Source organism: Streptomyces sp. NPDC007872, assembly GCF_042868165.1.
Taxonomy (GTDB): Bacteria; Actinomycetota; Actinomycetes; order Streptomycetales; family Streptomycetaceae; genus Streptomyces.
In genome coordinates this window covers 598,392-613,932 of the sequence record NZ_JBIAEA010000002.1, presented here as the reverse complement: position 1 = coordinate 613,932, position 15,541 = coordinate 598,392, and the positions used below count along the sequence as shown (strand labels likewise).

The 15,541-nt window shown below is 65.2% G+C and carries 17 protein-coding genes and 1 tRNA gene; 10 read left to right on the top strand and 8 right to left on the bottom strand.

What is annotated here, in order from left to right; genetic code table 11:
• Positions 1-3: 3 nt before the first annotated feature.
• The gene (locus ACFYNX_RS07915) at positions 4-252 is read right to left on the bottom strand and encodes a hypothetical protein (protein ID WP_388658811.1); all 249 of its coding nucleotides are present in this window, start codon (positions 250-252) and stop codon (positions 4-6) included.
• 93 nt (positions 253-345) lie between these two features.
• Here ACFYNX_RS07915 and ACFYNX_RS07910 point away from each other — a divergent pair, with 93 nt between their 5' ends.
• A complete protein-coding gene (locus ACFYNX_RS07910; RefSeq protein WP_388658809.1) occupies positions 346-651 on the top strand; it encodes a hypothetical protein in 306 nt (101 codons plus the stop codon).
• Positions 652-952: 301 nt separating this feature from the next.
• Positions 953-1,420: a DUF4240 domain-containing protein gene (locus ACFYNX_RS07905; protein ID WP_388659764.1), complete on the top strand. Its 468-nt coding sequence runs from the start codon at positions 953-955 to the stop codon at positions 1,418-1,420.
• Between the two features lie 6 nt (positions 1,421-1,426).
• On the opposite strand, the gene ACFYNX_RS07900 is transcribed toward ACFYNX_RS07905, so the two are convergent.
• Positions 1,427-2,182, bottom strand: a complete 756-nt coding sequence (locus tag ACFYNX_RS07900) for a GntR family transcriptional regulator (protein ID WP_388658805.1) — start codon at positions 2,180-2,182, stop codon at positions 1,427-1,429.
• A gap of 78 nt (positions 2,183-2,260) precedes the next feature.
• Between ACFYNX_RS07900 and ACFYNX_RS07895 the strand changes: the two genes are divergently transcribed.
• The 5 genes from ACFYNX_RS07895 to ACFYNX_RS07875 all read left to right on the top strand — a co-directional run bounded on the left by ACFYNX_RS07895 (position 2,261) and on the right by ACFYNX_RS07875 (position 4,161).
• Positions 2,261-2,539 carry a hypothetical protein gene (locus ACFYNX_RS07895; protein WP_388659761.1) on the top strand — a complete coding sequence of 93 codons (279 nt, stop codon included), beginning with the start codon at positions 2,261-2,263 and terminating at the stop codon, positions 2,537-2,539.
• A gap of 203 nt (positions 2,540-2,742) precedes the next feature.
• Positions 2,743-2,922, top strand: a complete 180-nt coding sequence (locus ACFYNX_RS07890) for a hypothetical protein (protein WP_388658803.1) — start codon at positions 2,743-2,745, stop codon at positions 2,920-2,922.
• Positions 2,923-2,945: 23 nt separating this feature from the next.
• The gene (locus ACFYNX_RS07885; protein WP_388658800.1) at positions 2,946-3,143 is read left to right on the top strand and encodes a hypothetical protein; all 198 of its coding nucleotides are present in this window, start codon (positions 2,946-2,948) and stop codon (positions 3,141-3,143) included.
• A gap of 8 nt (positions 3,144-3,151) precedes the next feature.
• On the top strand, positions 3,152-3,823 hold the full coding sequence (locus tag ACFYNX_RS07880; protein WP_388658797.1) for a GntR family transcriptional regulator: 672 nt from the start codon (positions 3,152-3,154) through the stop codon (positions 3,821-3,823).
• Positions 3,820-4,161, top strand: a complete 342-nt coding sequence (locus ACFYNX_RS07875) for a hypothetical protein (RefSeq protein WP_388658794.1) — start codon at positions 3,820-3,822, stop codon at positions 4,159-4,161. Before ACFYNX_RS07880 ends, ACFYNX_RS07875 begins: the two co-directional genes overlap by 4 nt.
• A 75-nt stretch (positions 4,162-4,236) precedes the next feature.
• On the opposite strand, the gene ACFYNX_RS07870 is transcribed toward ACFYNX_RS07875, so the two are convergent.
• The 5 genes from ACFYNX_RS07870 to ACFYNX_RS07850 all read right to left on the bottom strand — a co-directional run bounded on the left by ACFYNX_RS07870 (position 4,237) and on the right by ACFYNX_RS07850 (position 11,904).
• Positions 4,237-5,712 (bottom strand): hypothetical protein, encoded by a 1,476-nt coding sequence (locus ACFYNX_RS07870; protein WP_388658791.1) that lies wholly within the window; start codon positions 5,710-5,712, stop codon positions 4,237-4,239.
• A gap of 1,033 nt (positions 5,713-6,745) precedes the next feature.
• Positions 6,746-7,576: a hypothetical protein gene (locus ACFYNX_RS07865; protein WP_388658788.1), complete on the bottom strand. Its 831-nt coding sequence runs from the start codon at positions 7,574-7,576 to the stop codon at positions 6,746-6,748.
• A gap of 722 nt (positions 7,577-8,298) precedes the next feature.
• The gene (locus tag ACFYNX_RS07860; RefSeq protein ID WP_382817181.1) at positions 8,299-8,676 is read right to left on the bottom strand and encodes a hypothetical protein; all 378 of its coding nucleotides are present in this window, start codon (positions 8,674-8,676) and stop codon (positions 8,299-8,301) included.
• 1,147 nt (positions 8,677-9,823) lie between these two features.
• Positions 9,824-11,002, bottom strand: coding sequence for a protein kinase family protein (locus ACFYNX_RS07855; RefSeq protein ID WP_388658786.1), 1,179 nt, complete (start codon positions 11,000-11,002; stop codon positions 9,824-9,826).
• Between the two features lie 827 nt (positions 11,003-11,829).
• Positions 11,830-11,904 (bottom strand) — tRNA-Val (locus tag ACFYNX_RS07850).
• 270 nt (positions 11,905-12,174) lie between these two features.
• Between ACFYNX_RS07850 and ACFYNX_RS07845 the strand changes: the two genes are divergently transcribed.
• From ACFYNX_RS07845 to ACFYNX_RS07835, 3 genes are all read left to right on the top strand, one after another.
• Positions 12,175-12,837, top strand: a complete 663-nt coding sequence (locus ACFYNX_RS07845) for a DUF4097 family beta strand repeat-containing protein (RefSeq protein WP_388658784.1) — start codon at positions 12,175-12,177, stop codon at positions 12,835-12,837.
• A gap of 79 nt (positions 12,838-12,916) precedes the next feature.
• Positions 12,917-14,278 (top strand): hypothetical protein, encoded by a 1,362-nt coding sequence (locus ACFYNX_RS07840; RefSeq protein ID WP_388658781.1) that lies wholly within the window; start codon positions 12,917-12,919, stop codon positions 14,276-14,278.
• Positions 14,279-14,382: 104 nt separating this feature from the next.
• Entirely contained in the window at positions 14,383-14,595 is a 213-nt protein-coding gene (locus ACFYNX_RS07835; RefSeq protein WP_356544523.1) for a zinc ribbon domain-containing protein, read from the top strand.
• 24 nt (positions 14,596-14,619) lie between these two features.
• Here the strand turns inward: ACFYNX_RS07835 and ACFYNX_RS07830 are convergent, their stop codons facing one another.
• Positions 14,620-15,417: an HAD family hydrolase gene (locus tag ACFYNX_RS07830; RefSeq protein ID WP_365538960.1), complete on the bottom strand. Its 798-nt coding sequence runs from the start codon at positions 15,415-15,417 to the stop codon at positions 14,620-14,622.
• Positions 15,418-15,541: the final 124 nt, after the last annotated feature.

The following is a 15,541-nucleotide window of genomic DNA, read 5'->3' as shown; positions in this document are numbered from 1 at the left end:
CTGTCATCCGCCGTCGTTGATGTCAGATGTGGATGTCACCTGGCGCCGGTCCGCAAATGGCCGCCGGTAGTCCGCGGCGTCCCCGACCGGGGGATAGTCCCTGCCGAACAGCACGTAGACGGGGTACTCGGGATCCCCGGCTTCCATCCTCACCGAGATGTCCACGTCGTGGTTCGCGAACCTGTGCAGGTACTGGACGAACAACTCCAGCTCCTCATCGGACAGCCGCTCGTCGAGCCGCTCGTTATGCATGTCACCCTCACTACCGACTGATCGACGGGGCCGGACGATACCCGAGCCAAAACACGCGGGCGGCTCGCCGGGCTCCAGCGCTACCGTGCGGACATGAAGCGCAGACGAAAGCACTGGCGGGACGGCTTCGGGACACCGAAGTTTTTCGTCCTGTACCGCACGCCTGACGTGTGGCGCTATGCCATGTACTTCTCCGGCGCCATCGTCGACGGCTACCTCGCCCAGCCCAGCGCCGACAGCGAACCCGGCGAGGCCCAGACAGCCGCACACAGCAAGGCCGAGGACCTGGCTGGCCGGCCGCTGACGATCTCCTGGGAGGCAAGCGACGAACCAGGCTGGTGGACGGGAACCATCACGACCGAACCCATGGACCTGGCACTTAACTCTGCTGCTGGTTGATGGGGGATCCCGCAGAGGGCTGCGGATCCGCCTCCAGCTCCGCACGCTCCAAGGCTGTGATTGTCCTGCGTCGCCATCGAACAACCACAAACGACCCGACCACCGTCACCAGCAATGCAGCGAACACAGAGCCCCAAGCCAAGGCGCCTATGAGGTACCCGACTGACTCCATGGCGCTCTCCCCCTCGCGTACAGCTCTGCTGATCGGAATCTCGTAGACGATCCCATACAGGTGCGGCGGGCTCCCTGGTGATTCGGCGGCGTGAATGTCAGACCGCCCTGACATCCTGCGCCTGTGAGAATGACATGGGCCGACTTCTGGGCGCTTATAGCCACCCTGAACGGTGAGGCCACCCACGCGAACTGCCAGCGTCTCGCCGAAGAGCTGAGCCGCCGTCCCGTCTCCGACATCGTCGGCTTCGCGGAACGGCACGCTGAGGCGCTCTACCGCCTGGACCAGGAGAAGTTCGGCACTCTGCCGGTGATCGACCTGACGGCCCGGTTCGGCAGCCCGTTCCCGCAGTCGTCCGACGTGTTTCTGTACGCACGCTGCGCTGTCGTGGCGGCAGGGCAGACTGTGTGGGAGAGCGTCTTCTTCGACGTCGAGAAGTTCGCTCCGTACACCTCAAGCGAGCGTGACGGCGAATGGCTGCTGTACGTGCCGGACAAGGCGTACGAGCTAGCCACCGGCGAGGAGTGGGACCGCTCCACCCGGCACTGCTTCGAGAGCTACTCCAACAGGGACGGCTGGCCAGACCTGCGGAACTGAGGCGATCTACCTCTTGATCGGGATCTCGTACACGATCTCGCAAAGCGCAGCGGGCACGACGATGTCGGCCGTCTCCACGGGGCGTCCCTCATCGCTGTAGTAGGTCCGCCGGATGTGCGTGACGAGCGCGGCCTTCTGGATCCCGAGGAGTGACGCTTCCTCGGCGGTCGCCTGCCGCGGCTCCGGCTGCTCGACGGCATGGCTGACCGTGACCCCGATCTCGGCCATCCGGTTCACGACGCCGGCCCCTGCGTGCGGCCCGCCCTCGGGAAGGACGACGAGGGTCCCGCCGGTGAGGTCGTACGGCTCCCAGCTCGTCGACAGCTGCACGGGCCATCCGTCGGCAAGGAACTCGTACACGGTACGGACACACAGCTCGCCCTCACCGATCCCGAGCCGCGCAGCAATCTCCGCCGACGCGGGCACCTTCGCATCTGTCCGGCTCTCCCAGCCACCATTCCGCCCGACAGCTTTCATGTCGGCCCGGAAAGGCGACCCGTCAGGCTGCTCGCGCGCCGCGGACCGAACCATCCGCACCCGCTGCCGAGGCTCGGCCACGTAGGTCCCGGACCCGGCCCGCCCCTCCAGCACACCTTGGGAGATCAACAGCTCCTGGGCCCGGCGAACGACATTCTCGCCCACCCCGCACTCCTGGCCGATCTGGGCCCGAGAGGGCAGCCGGTCACCAGGACTCCACTCGTGCTCCGCGATCCGCCGCCGCAGTTCGTCGGCGATGCGGAGGTATGGCGGCTGCTCAGGCATATGGAAAATCTAGTCCACTAGCTCTAATCTAGTTAACTAACTTTACTTAAAGTGATCGCCGGTGACGGAGGCTGCCCTGTGCCTGCTCCAGAAGTAAGCGCGAATGCCCTCGCCGCCCGGTTGTCCGCCCTCGGGCTCACCACACGCGTGCTGGCCCACGCCAGACACACGTCGATCGAAGCGGAGGTACCGGAAACCCTCCCCATCGCGACATGGCGGGAGGTCCTGGAAGTCCTGGCACAGGCAGACCGCTTCGGTCTCCTCGCCACCGGCTTGGGCGGCCGAACCCTCTGGGCCGCCGTGAACAAAGCGGTCCCCGCGACAGGCGACGTCCGGGGACCTGGCCATCAGCGATAGGAGCTGATCAGCATGCTCAACCGTATCCGCCGCGCGGTCACGCGCACCAGGAAGCGGTACGTCCGAAGGCCCGGCGCTCGCTGGGCATTACCGCCCACGGCCCACGTGCTCCACCCGAACGTAATCCCGGGCGAGGACACCACCCTCGTCCGCCCTTACGTCCCGGCCACAGAACACCTCCTCATGACGGCGGAGGTCCTTTGATGCCCCGCACGAAGGCGGCCCCGTACCGCTCGTCCGCCTGCCAGATCGGCACGCACCACGAGTGCGCCTACTCCTCCCCCGCGACGGCCCCGCTCGACATCCCCGTCATCTATGAGGCGTGCGCCTGCCCGTGCCACGAGCCGGCCACTGCCCACACCCCCACGGAGGCGACGGCATGAAGCCCTGGACTCCCAGCGGCGCCATGGCCTCTACGGTGGAGATCACCTCGGCCAACGTGCAGCGCGGCGACGTCATCCAGATCGGCGGTCAGCCCTGCCGAGTGGCTGACCTCCGCCAACTGCCCGGCGGCGCGAAACGCCTCCTCTTCGAATCGGGCGAGCACCTGACCATGCACACCCGTACGCGCCTGATCGCCGTACGCGTGCTCAGAAGGTGGTGATCGACCCAATGCCGTCCCTTCGCCACGCCATCGCTGACGACCTCCGGACCCAGATCACCAAGGGCCACCTCCGGGCCGGCGTCCGCCTCCCCTCGGAGCCCCGGCTCGCCGCGCAGTACAAAGTCAGCACCCCGACCCTGCGGACCGCCCTCGCGCTCCTCCAGGCCGAGGGTCTGATCGAGAAGCTCCACGGCAAGGGCAACTTCGTCCGTCAGCCCCTCCGCAGACTGACGTACGTCGGAGGTCACCTCACCCCGGACGAAGACCTCCACGTCACGATCCGCACCACCCACCTCCGAGCCCGCGGAGACCTGATCACCCTGCTCAAGGTGCCCTCGCGCACGCCGCTGACGGAGTTCCTCTGCCTCAGCCACCAGGGAGAGTCCCCGCACAGCTTGGCCCGCATTTATGTCCCTCGCGACCTGGCGTCGGCCGAGCTCCCCTGGCAACGATCCGCCGCAGAGCAAACCCGGGACCGGGTCAGCGCCCGCCTCCCAACCACCGAGGAAGCCTCCATCCTCCGCATCAGCTCAACGCTGGCCGTGCTCTCCATCACCCGGGTATCGACCGACACCACCGGCCGCGTGGTCGAGGCAGCCTTCCTGGTCTTCCCTAGCGACCGCGCCGATGCGCTCTTCATCACGCACCACGCAACCGACGACAAAGGGCAGGATGGATGACGCCCCACAACGAGCTACGCCTCCTTCCGTGGTCGGGCCCTGATGGCAAACCCTGCTACCTGAGCACCGACGACGAAGACAGTCACCTGTCCCAGCTGGCCGACAAGACCGAAGCGCTCCAACTCAGCCTGGCGGCAGCGCTCCTGGTACAGGCATCGGATTTACTCACCGGCGCCAAGCCGGATGAGCTGCGCCTTCTGGTGACGGATCTGACGGGAGCCCTGCGGGCCGTGCTCCGCGTGGCGGAGAGCCGCGGACACCAGTTGCGACGGCCGGGCGCCTCGCCTCACGGAGGAGGCGACGAGGGTCCTCGACTGCCCGCAGGACCCTTCGGCTAGACCCATCACCAGATAGCGTCGGGCAAGTCGCCAGCAGCGCCTGCGGCTTGCCCGCTACATTTAGACGAATGCCCATCAAAGACCAATAGGCCTGATCAGCTTCTCCCCTCTGGGTACTGACTTAATTCGATGGGGTAGTCCAGCAAGCATAGAGGCGAGGTCGTCCTCCTCCTCACTTGTAGCGAAAATGATCTGACTTCCAGCGGCACCATTCTCGGCTGCGCGCCGCAAAAGCTGCTGAAAGCTTGGACGTGCGGCCTCCTGCTGTCGCGGTTCATCGAAGATGAGTAGCTGAGGGTGATTGGCGCCGAACTCTCGCGATACCTCCATATACGAAAAGAGGTAGGCCCAGATTACGCGGATCATGTCACTCGCCGACAAATCGAACCCAAGGTCAAACCCCTCGTGAACAGGGCGATAAGTCTTCTTCGAGATGTCGATCGAGTCGGGCTCAAGCGAACGGAACCCGTAAGCCGAGAGCTGAGAGGAAAGCGACGAGCGAAGCGAACTGATCTTGGCCTCATCCGTAAAGGAGAGTTCCCTTCTTCGTAGGGAAGCGAGGTTCTCCTTGTTGCGCCTCCAGGTCGCTGCGAGTGAATCGAGTTCCTCAATTGATGAATCGATCGAGTCCCGGACGTTTCGCAGCGCGGCCACGCGCTCCTCAAGGCGCAGCCTCTCGGCCAGCATGGCGGGATTTGGCAATGCGCTTGGACTTACTAGAGCGTCCTTTTGCGATCTGATCGCGGCACGCAGGTTGTCCATTTCCTCGCGCAGGCGATTTACTCGAACCTGTCCAATTTGGACGACGCGCTCGGCATCCCCAGCCATTGCCCGAAAAGTGGTCAACTCCTTATCGAGGTGAGCGATATTATCCTCGATGGTTAGCGGATAGTCGGTGATCTCGAATCCATCGGGAAGCTTCTGCCCACAAGTGGGACAGCTAGAGAAGGACTCGGTGAAATCATCGAAAGACCCGAGGCTTCTAAGTAGCGAGGCATCCTTATGCTTTCGGAGGTCTTCTTCAAGCGCTTCAATTCTGAGCTCAAGCGACGTGGCCTGCCTCTTGGCTTGTTCCAAATCACCGATCGCCGACGACAGGGCGATATTGAGGTGGGTGGCTTGGTCTAGATTCAGAGAAAGGGCTTCTTCGATTCCAGGCGCCGCCTCTCCTACTGACGCGACTGGCTGAACCTGACGAGATTCGAGTTCGCGAACTAGGCGGTCAATCTCCTCATCAAGGGCAACCCAACCCGAACCAGAGTCAACCTCCAGGCTTACAAGTTCATCTCGGCGCCATGTATTTGTAGGCTTCTTGGGAATTCCTCTAACAAGGACACCAGCTCTCGATGCCAGGTCCGAGATGCCATGCTCAGATGCTTTCCAGTCGGCTTCAAGCATGGAGATGGCGGACTCGACCCTCTGGGTTTCGAGGATCATATCCATGGCGTCCATCGAGAGGATGAATTCCGCCGATCTCTTTGACACGTCCTGGATTCCCAGGTATGTCGGGATGCGCGCCTGGACCCCTGACCACCCGTGCTTTTGCTCCACGAAGAAATAGGGAAACAAGCACTCCAGGTAGAGGGGTCCTTCACTGCCGTCCGTGCGTGTAACGCGAGGTAGTTCCCAGCCGAGAAAGCGAGCCAGTTCATGGTGGAACCCAGCTTCTCGCTGCGCCGCTCCAGATCGGCGCACGAAGTAGTCTCGCTGCAAGTACGTTCCCGCCGGCTGCGAGAGAGCAGGTCCGTTACGTGTACGGATAAGGGCCGTATCGTGCTGGGTACTCTTGACCGGTCGGCCGATCGTGAGGACCTCTCCCCGCTGGTTCTCGATCTCTAGGGAGACGCTTGACGTGATTACCCGGTGCTCGATCCCGTCAACTTCGACAACATCTGTCATAGCGTGCGGAAGAGGGATTTCACGGCTGGGGCTCATCATTCCCTCCAGCCCCAGTGCGTACACGATCGACTGCAAACACGTCGACTTACCACTGGAGTTGTCAGCGCGCAAAATGTTTAGCCCACCGTCGAAAGATAGGCTCGCTCCGCATGTGGGACCGGAGGTGCGAACATTCAACGCAAGCTGCCGGATTTTCATGTTCAATCCCCCCACTCAAGAAGATCGCGAATGGATCTCTGTGTGATTCGCGCCGGAAGAGTAGACAGGAATTCCTTCTCAGGCACAAGCACATCGGAGCACCCCCAGAGTAGGTGAGCGAGTCTTTCACCTTTCACAGTCAAGGAAATAGTTGAATTACTATTCCTGGTAGCCAGACCCCCGGCGACTGCCAGATTGATCGTCCGCGCCGTAGATGGGTCGTGCCGAATGATTAAATCGTTCGGCTTGCGCTGCCTGAGGAACCAGTCGCTAATTACCTGTCGGCCATGGCGGGAGCGCAAGGCCCAGGATAGAACGTGGATCTGTTCAAGATTTGCCGTGTTGCCCCGACATCGCTTTAGAATCAACACTGCAGAAGCCAGCCTCCAGTCGATGCGGAGATCTCCTGGAATAGGGTCAGGCCGCCTGGTAAAAACTACGCTGCTCCTGATTAGCGAGAAGGCCTGCTCCAGGACCAGTGAATTGCTCATGTTGCGCCCTCGATTTCGAAATCTAGTGGACATCTCATGAGCCAGTCCGCAATGGATCCCCAAGACATTGCGTCGATGAATGTGTCATCCAGCGCCGGAACCTGACGCGCAAACTCCTCCTTGAGGGCTCTAACGATGCCGGTCAGGTCGGTCGCGCTATTGGTGTTGCCAGGAGGGTATTCGAGGACGAGCTTGCGCTCTTTTCGCACCTTGGCGCCCGTCGCCGCCTCCCACTGATCGGGATATTTTTCACGCAGACGCATCAAGGCATTCTCTGAATCCAGGAACTGCACCACTAGCTGTTCTAGGTAGGTCCTCTGGGCAGACGGTGGTAGTCGAAGCTTCGACAGTTTCTCGAGGGCGGTCTCTGTAAGCTGAGAATTACCCTCAATCCAGCTAGAGATATCGTCCGGGGGCGTCGGGATCACATCGACCAGGGAAGCGAACCGCTCCAGCACTTCACTTCGTTCCGTGGCGTAGATCCTATCTGTAGCGACGGTGATCTTGAAGCCATCTGAAACAAACGGCAAGCCTGCCGATCGGATCTCTTCCGATTTAACACTGGCGTGTTGCACGAGTTGCGCAGAGTCGAAAATCGGCACTAGAAAGATATAGTGGTGAATCTTCACGTCACCGAGAAGTTTTTGCAGCTCTTTTTGCTTAACAATCAGTTTCCTGAGGTCAGTGGAGAGCTTGTCCCGCTGCTTCTCGTAGCGCTCCGCAGTGGATAGCGGCTCGACCGGTGCGTAGCACTGAAAGGCGCGACCATTGAATGTGAAGGCTTCGATCCCGAGGTCGCCACCATGGCGTGCGGGAACTTCCTGCACCTGGTCAGCGCCGTAGTGGCGCCTGGCCAAAAGTAGGCAGTACTGCTCCCACTCATCGCCCGTGTAGTGGTGAGTTGCTACCAAGTAGACCCCCCGACTCGCTGAGCTTGTCACCCAGCACCAAAATGAGTGCCTGCTTCCAGGCCCCGCCCCGCTGCCATGATAGGGAGGCTGCCGCCTGGCGACCTGGTCTTTGTCAGGTCGGCATCCGTCCATCACTGCCCCGTGAAGATCTACCCCATGCTGATTGGCTGGTCGTTCGCCGGAGCGCGGGCAGCCACGGCCGGCTGGTGTACCGCGGGAGCCTGGCGGGGGTGACCATGAAGCAGCATCTGCCGGAGAGCTACTGTCCCGTGACGACGAGGCGTCCGCAGCTGCTCTGAAGGCCCTCCAAGGCGAAGCCACTTACCACGTGTCGGACACGACATATCCCGCAGCTCAGCATGCTGGGTCTTTGCGCGCCAGCTTCGGCGCATCCGGCTGCACGGACTCGAACCTCTTGAGCTGGAACGAATGGTGCAGCTTCTCCGCGAGCATGGCAGGCGCAGCGACCTCTTCGTCCCGAAGCAACTCGGACAGGAGCGCTTCCTTGGGCTGCTGCGCCCCTCACCTGCGCTGATGGTCCGCAGGCGTTCGTGGGCGTACGCCGCTGTTCGTCAGTGTTGTCACACAGTTAGACACTCACCCTGAGCACGGCTTGAGCTGCGGCACGGCCCCACTTGTTAGCTCTCCAAGTGGCTGGCCCATGCAGCCTTGATCTGTTCCCCCTGCTCGGCGGTGATGATCCCTGCGTCCAACGCCACGGCCACGAGATCAGTGCCAGCCGCCAGCTTGAAGGCGGTGAAGGCGTCGTTCATCCGGTCTGAGCTTCGAGGGGTACCGAGATGCCCCGGATCCAGGTCGGCGGGAAGGAAGTTCGCAACTTCCCCGTCATGGTTCTCGAACGCGGCCTTGTCCATCCTCACGTGGACCCGCTTGGTGCCGATGGTGACGACGGTCCCATGCGACCCATGGTGGTACAGGGGCCTGTCGCTTGGCGCTCTGACCGTGACTTTGTCCCCGACCTTGAAGCTGCTCAGGGTCCTTCCACTGCTGAACATACGAGTCCCCCCTCTGGGACATGTGGATCAAGAGCCACTCGATGCCGCCGCTCTGCCCTACTTCTACACCTTGCGTGGGCTCCCGTTCAGCCAGTCCGCCGGCCTCCCACTCCTCGCCGTGATCCATGGGCGGAAGTACCGCGTTACAAGAGAGGGAGGATGGGACCACACCTGACCTGCACAGACGCTGCAGGAACTGAACGCGTCACAGAGCCCGACACCGTCCCTCATTCCCCGTGGTTCCCCGCCTGATCTGGCACAGATGTGGCACGGCCTTCACTTCTGCCTGTCAGTGCCTCGGGGTAGCGTCCACCTGCGCGCGGTCGGCTTCCGAGGTGTCCAGCTCTGTAGTGCAGCTGCATCCCTGGCTCTGTCCGGGGGCGGCCCGGTGCAAACCCGGGACCCAACCGACGGCCAGGCTCCGCCGATGGCCAAGAGTGCCCTGCCAGCGCCGGCCGCGCGCGAACCCTCAAAGTCTGCCCGTACGCGGCAACGGCTCCGGAGGGCGCGTGTGCCCCACGCGTTACAGCAGGTCAGAGCTGTGCGGCGGCCCAGTAACTGTAGACCCGTCCACAAATAGACCGCAGGCCACGGGAGCGATCGCTGTCATTTGAGGGTGCAGGCGATTCGCCCATACTCCTCAATCTGGCGTTGTTGCTCCTCTGGCCCTGGCGCGCGCTCATCGCGACCGCACCGAAGGACCGTTCCATCGGTCCCCTCGAGCACCGAGACAACCCCTCCGTGGTGACTACAGGCACCTTGAGTTCCGGTCGACACTGATGACCATCCATCTGCGCACTCGTACCGTTGATGTGTCCAGACAACTGGCGTGAACATGGGTGGCGGAGATGGAGGGGTGGCAGGCGAATCCTCGTCGTTCCATCCGCTGAGTTGAGCTGTGACCGGAAGGATTATGAAGATCCCCACCGCTATGAGGCCTGCCAGGGAGTAGCAGACCACCCGAGTAACACGCCAGACACGGCTCGCGATGACCCTTCGCAGGAGACCAAGCATGGCAGTCTTCTAGCGCACCACGGAGTCTGAGGAAGCCTCAACGCCAAGATTGGTGGGGTTTACGGCATCTTGTTGCGTGCTCGGGCATCTGCCGCAGCCGGCGAGAGATGTCAGAGAGCCCGCCTAATAAGCGTCATGCGGGAGCGTCCGTGGGCGGCGGGGTGGACTCCAGTCTCTCGACGTCACCAATCAGTTCGCGCACGCTCCCGTACCGATGGGCGACATCGTGTGCCGCACATTTCCGCACAATCTGACTCGGCGCATCATCTTGGGACATCAAGACCTCTCTCCCGGTGAAGATGTAGGAAAGGACCCAGCCGATCGAGTAAATTTCGTTGCGTACGCCATAGTCCTTGAAGCTAGCCAGGAGAGGATCCCGATAGGTTCCTCGCATCTCCGTCTTTGTTCGCGTGAATTCTGAATCGTTGTCCTTGGCAAGGCCGAAGTCTGACAGCTTCACAAGGACAGCCCCGCCATTAAAGGTCTTCACCAGAACGTTTTGAAGGCTGACATCGCGATGAAGCAGCCCCTCACTATGGATGTAATTGACGCCGTACAGAAATTGCAGCGCAATTCTCTTTCGCGATGAAAATGGCAATGTGTTGTTACGTTTCTTAATGTACTTACGAAGCGTAGACTCGCAAAACTCCATTAGATATTCATTGCGAGTTGCATCGTATTGGAAAACCTCAACTATGTACGGGAACCGGAGACGCTTGAGGATCTCGAACTCTTTCTGGAACCGGTGAAGATCCCGTTCGCTCAAGTCCTTATTGGCGCGCTTGAGGGCAAATTTGGTTCCGTAGTCAGGGTCGGTAAACGAGAATACCTTGGCGTATGACCCTTCCCCTACGAGCTGCAGCAGGGCGCGCTGGCTGGACTTCTTCAGTTTGATCTCAGTGTCTGAGCGCGAAAAAACTGGCTCGTATTTGATGATTGCGATCTGCTCGAAGTCGTCCGGGACGGCGCTACCCCCGCTGCGTGCCAGCCAAGACTGGCAGCTCTTCAGTGCACTTGCGTAGGATGCCGCAAGGTGTGCCTGTGTTCCGGCATGCTTGAGGGAATCAAGGAAGTTCATGATTTCCTTGATGAGCGCAAGCATTTCCCTACTTGGCTCGGCCCAGTAGTGGCGGGTCGTCTCCGCCCTGTCGTTAATTGATTCGAAATGCCCGTTTAGCCGTTCATGGAGGCTGGCGAATGCACGGCCGAATTGGGGATCACTCACGTACAGGCGAAGGAAAGCGTTAGAAACTTTTGCGTCTGCGTAATAATTCGAGAGGTCGGCCAGCATCAACTCGGTGGGGTCGGTCATCTTTATCCTCCTGACGGTTGCTTTTAATTGCCTTCCTCTCTTGGTGCCCAGCTAGGTTAAGGTTCGGTTGGGTCTTGCGGGGTAAGAATCCCGGAAAAGAGCAAGGCGGGGTGACCCGCCCACGACTCGCCTCAGCTCCCATCCCGTCTGCCGTCGACCCACACACCGTGGAGCAGGCGCGGTGCCGGGCGTCCAGGTGGAGCGCGCTACTGTACGAACGACCTGGACGCCCGGTGCCGTGTCTGCTCGGCTTTGCCTGGGTCGACGGCAGACGGGATGGGAGTCCCCCACCGCCGCACCCCACCGGCCGGCACCCGCGTACGGCCCCCTCCCATCCCGGAGCCTGAGCGCCCCCGCCGGAGGCATCGTCCTGAGCCGCACTCGTGTGCCGCCTCGGCCACCCGTGGGTTCTTACCCCATCAACCCGAGCTGTCAGGCGTGCGGACGGCGGCCGGGCTGGAGCGGGGCGGAGACAGGAGCACAGGCTCGGGCGACGGGCCGCGCGCGCCGCGCCATGCGCGGCGGCTGCCTTGACAGGCGGTACGTGTGGACACCGCCCTCAGCCAGCGGCACCGCGAGCGTTTCCGGCGCGGGAGGGCCCGGGATGCAGCGATCCACGTCCTCCCCGTACGGGCCGCCATGGAAGATGGCATGCATCCAGCCTTTCGGCGGTCTCCCGGTCGTGTCGAAAACGTCCTCCACCGTTCCCCCTTCGACGGCACCGCAGCCCGCGCTCCCCAGGGACCAGGGCCCCGGTGACCATGGACGTTGATGTCAGATGTAGATGTCAAAGGCCCCCAGCCATGATCGGCTGGGGGCCTTTGCACTGGTGGGCGCGGACGGTTTCGAACCGCCGACATCTGCTTTGTAAGAGCAGCGCTCTACCCCTGAGCTACGCACCCGTGGAAGAGGCAACAGCCTACATGGCCCGTGGGCGGGTGTCGCAAACCGATGGGGGGTGGGGCGGGGGGGTAGCCCCACCCCCGGACGGTGGGTCGCCGGATCGTGACCGGGGGTGGGCGGGGCATAGGTTCGGCAGGTCAGCTTGGTCGTCGTGGGGGTGGGTCGTCGTGGGTCGTCGTCGGGGTCGGGTGCTGGTCGCTTGCGGTGGGGTGCTGGTCGGGATGCTCGGGGTCGGGGGGTGCGGGACCGCCGACGCCGAGGGGGCCGCCGTGGAGAGGAGGAGCTTCGCGTTCGACGGGAGCGAGCTCGTCGTCGACTCCGACGACTCGCGGCTGGTGATCACGCCCGCCGACGTCGACGACGTGCGGGTCGAGCGGCAGGTCGACGGGTGGGTGTTCATGGGGTCCGGGCCCGAGGCGAGCTGGAAGCTGGTCGACGGGCGGCTGACGCTGCGGGTCGACTGCGACGCGGTCGCCTCGAACTGCGAGGCCGTGCACCGGATCCAGGTGCCCCGGAAGGTCTCCGTCGCCGTCGAGAGCGACAACGGGGACGTGACCGCCGAGGGGTTCGCCACGCCCCTGAAGGTGCGGACCGACAACGGGGACGTGCGGGTGCGGAAGGCCGGCGCGGCGCTCGACCTCGGCAGCACCAACGGGCGCGTCACCGTCGACGCCGGCACCACGTCGACCGACCTGACCGTGCGGACCGACAACGGGGACGTCCGGCTCGCCCTCGGAGCCGTACCCCGGAACGTCGACGTCGCCACCGACAACGGCGGCATCACCGTGGAGGTGCCGAAGGCCGAGTACGCCGTGGCCGGGAGCAGCGGGAACGGGAGCGTACGGGTCGACGTGCCCCGGAACGACGGGAGCGGGCACGGGGTGCGGGCCCGCAGCGAGAACGGGAACGTCACCGTCCGTACGGTGAACTGACCGGCCCGTGTGTTCGTCCCTACCGGGTGGGAGAATGGACCCGGACCGGGCACGGCGGACACAGCACGGGGAGAGGTACGTGGCGGCGAGCGATACGAGGAGCGCGTCGGCGCCCGGGGTTCCTTCCGCGTTCCGGCTGGCGCTCCTGCTGCCCCTGGTGGTGGGAGCGGTGCTTCCCGGAGCCTTCGCCGGAGGCGGCACCCGCCGCTGGTTCGGCGGGCGGGGAGAGGGCCAGCGGGCCGAGGCGCAGGCCGCGAAGGACGCCGCCGCGGCCGCGTTCTACGAGCTCGACACCGCCCAGCGCGGGCTGCGCATCTCGGTGGAGACCATCACCGCCGTCGACGGCTCCCCCGAGGCGCTGCGCGCCGCCGAGGGCTTCGAGGCGCTCGGGCGCCGCATCGACGAGGTCAGCCACGCGTACATCACCGCCGTCGACGCCCACGACCTCGACCGCGACGAGCTGGACGCCGCCACCGCCTCCCGGGCCCGCGGCGAACTCACCCGCGCCAAGGACGAACTCGACCGGGTGAAGGGAGAACTCGACCGGTTCGAGGCCGGGCTCGCCCCGCTCCTCGGGCGCGCCGAGACCCAGCTCGCCCGGCTCGCGCCCGCCGTCGAGCGCGCCCGGCAGGCCCTGCGCGGCGCGAGCGGCGCCCTCGACGCCGTACGGGAGAGCGGGCTGCGCGCCGACGACCTCGCGCTGCGGCTCGCCCGGCTCGGGCCCGAGCTGACCCGGCTCAACGAGGGGGCGGGCCGGCACGGCGTCCCCGAGACCCTCCAGCGGGCCGACCGGGTGCTGCGGGACGCCGAGGCCGTACGGGCCGAGGCCGGGCGGCTGCCCGAGCGGGCCGCCGAGATCGACCGGCGCCTCGTCTCCCTCCGTACCCGCACCGAGGCGCTGACCACCCGCGCCGAGGGCGTCGAGCCCGTCCTGTCCGAGCTGCGGCGGCGGTTCTCGCTCGACTGCTGGCAGGACCTCCAGCACGTGCCCGAGCAGGCCGCGGCGAGCCTCGGGCAGGCCGGGGAGCGGCTCGCCGAGGCCGGGAGGGCGCGGGCCGAGCAGCGCTGGCCCGACGCGACCTCGCTGCTCTCCACCGTCCGCGCCCTCCTCGACGCGACCGACGAGGCCGTCTCGGCCGCCGGTGACCGGCTGCGCCGCCTGGAGGCCGTCGCGAAGGACCCGAACGCCGAGGTCGACCGCGCCCGGTTCGCCGTACGGGACGCCCAGCGGCTCGCCATGGACGGGCGGAGCACCCCCGACCCGCGCCACGCCGAGCCCCTCGACCGGGCCGTCGCGCGCATCGACCGGGCCGTCGCCTCCCTGGAGGGCCGCCACCCCGACTACTGGCACTTCCTGACCGAGCTGGAGGACGTCCGCGCCACCGCCGCCCGGGTCGTCGGGCAGATCCGGGAGGAGCGGGGCGGCGGCGCCGGGCATTGACCGGTCCGGTCGACCGGGCCACCCGGACCGGCGGGCGGTCGGGCCACCCCCACTGGCGGGGCGGTCGGCCGGACGGTTCGCCGGGCAGCCTCTAACCTGTCCCCATGCCTCGTTACGAATACCGCTGCCGCACCTGTGGCGACACCTTCGAGCTCAGCCGTCCCATGGCCGAGTCCTCCGCACCGGCCGCCTGCCCCGCCGGGCACGACGACACCGTGAAGCTGCTCTCGGCCGTGGCCGTCGGCGGAAGCGGCACCGCCGCCCCCGCGCAGAGCGGCGGAGGCGGCGGTTGCTGTGGCGGGGGCTGCTGCGGCTGATCTCCCTGGTCCCCGGAGGGGGTCTCAGCCCGCTGCCGCCGCCCTGAAGCGGCGCAGGATCTCCTCCCCCGCCGCGACCCCGCGCTCCGCGAGGACGTCGAGGTGGGGGGCGGTCCAGTCGCTGTCGGCCAGTTCGCCGTGGCCCGGGCGCCAGGCCCGGTCCGCGGCGAGCAGCAGGTCGGCGTCGAGGAGGGAGTCCCCGGCCGCCAGGGTGAGCGCGGCGCCGGTGCGGCGGGCCAGCTCGCGGACGGCCGCGCTCTTGGTGAGCGGCTTCGGCACCGCGTACACCTTGCGGCCCTGGAGCGAGACGGTCCAGCCGCGCTCCCCCGCCCAGTGGCCGAAGAGCTCCAGCCAGCCCTCGGGGAGCAGGTCCCGCTCGATGACCAGGTAGGTGAACAGGTCCTCGGCGACCCGGTGCTTGCGCACCCAGGTCTGGTCCGTGGTGGCGGAGAGGTAGGCGCGGACCTCGGCGAGCGGGGCGCACTCGCCGGCCAGCCGGTCGAGGACGGAGGCGTGCCAGTCCCGGTCGGAGACGCCGTCGACGAGGATGTGCCCGCCGTTGGCGCAGATCGCGTACTTCGGTGCGGCGCCGGGGAGCCGGATGCGCTGGTACTGCTTGCGCGTCCGCGTCGTGGTGGGCACGAAGAGGGTCTCGTCGGACAGGCGCGTCAGGAGGGCCGCCGCGTCCTCGGTCATGTAGGAGAGCGGCTTGGACTCGTGGACCTCGACGCAGAGCAGCCGGGGCGCGAGCGCGTCGGGCATGCCGAGGGCGAGGGCCGCGGACGAGTAGATGAGGGTGCGGTCGAGGTCGCTGGCGACCAGGACCGGGGCCGCGGTCCGGGCCTGATCCCGGGGCGCGGTCCCGGTCCGGGGCGCGGTACCGGTCTGCGCCTGGGCCGCGGTCTCGGCCCGGGCCTGGGCCGCGATCCCGGCCTGGGCCCGGGGC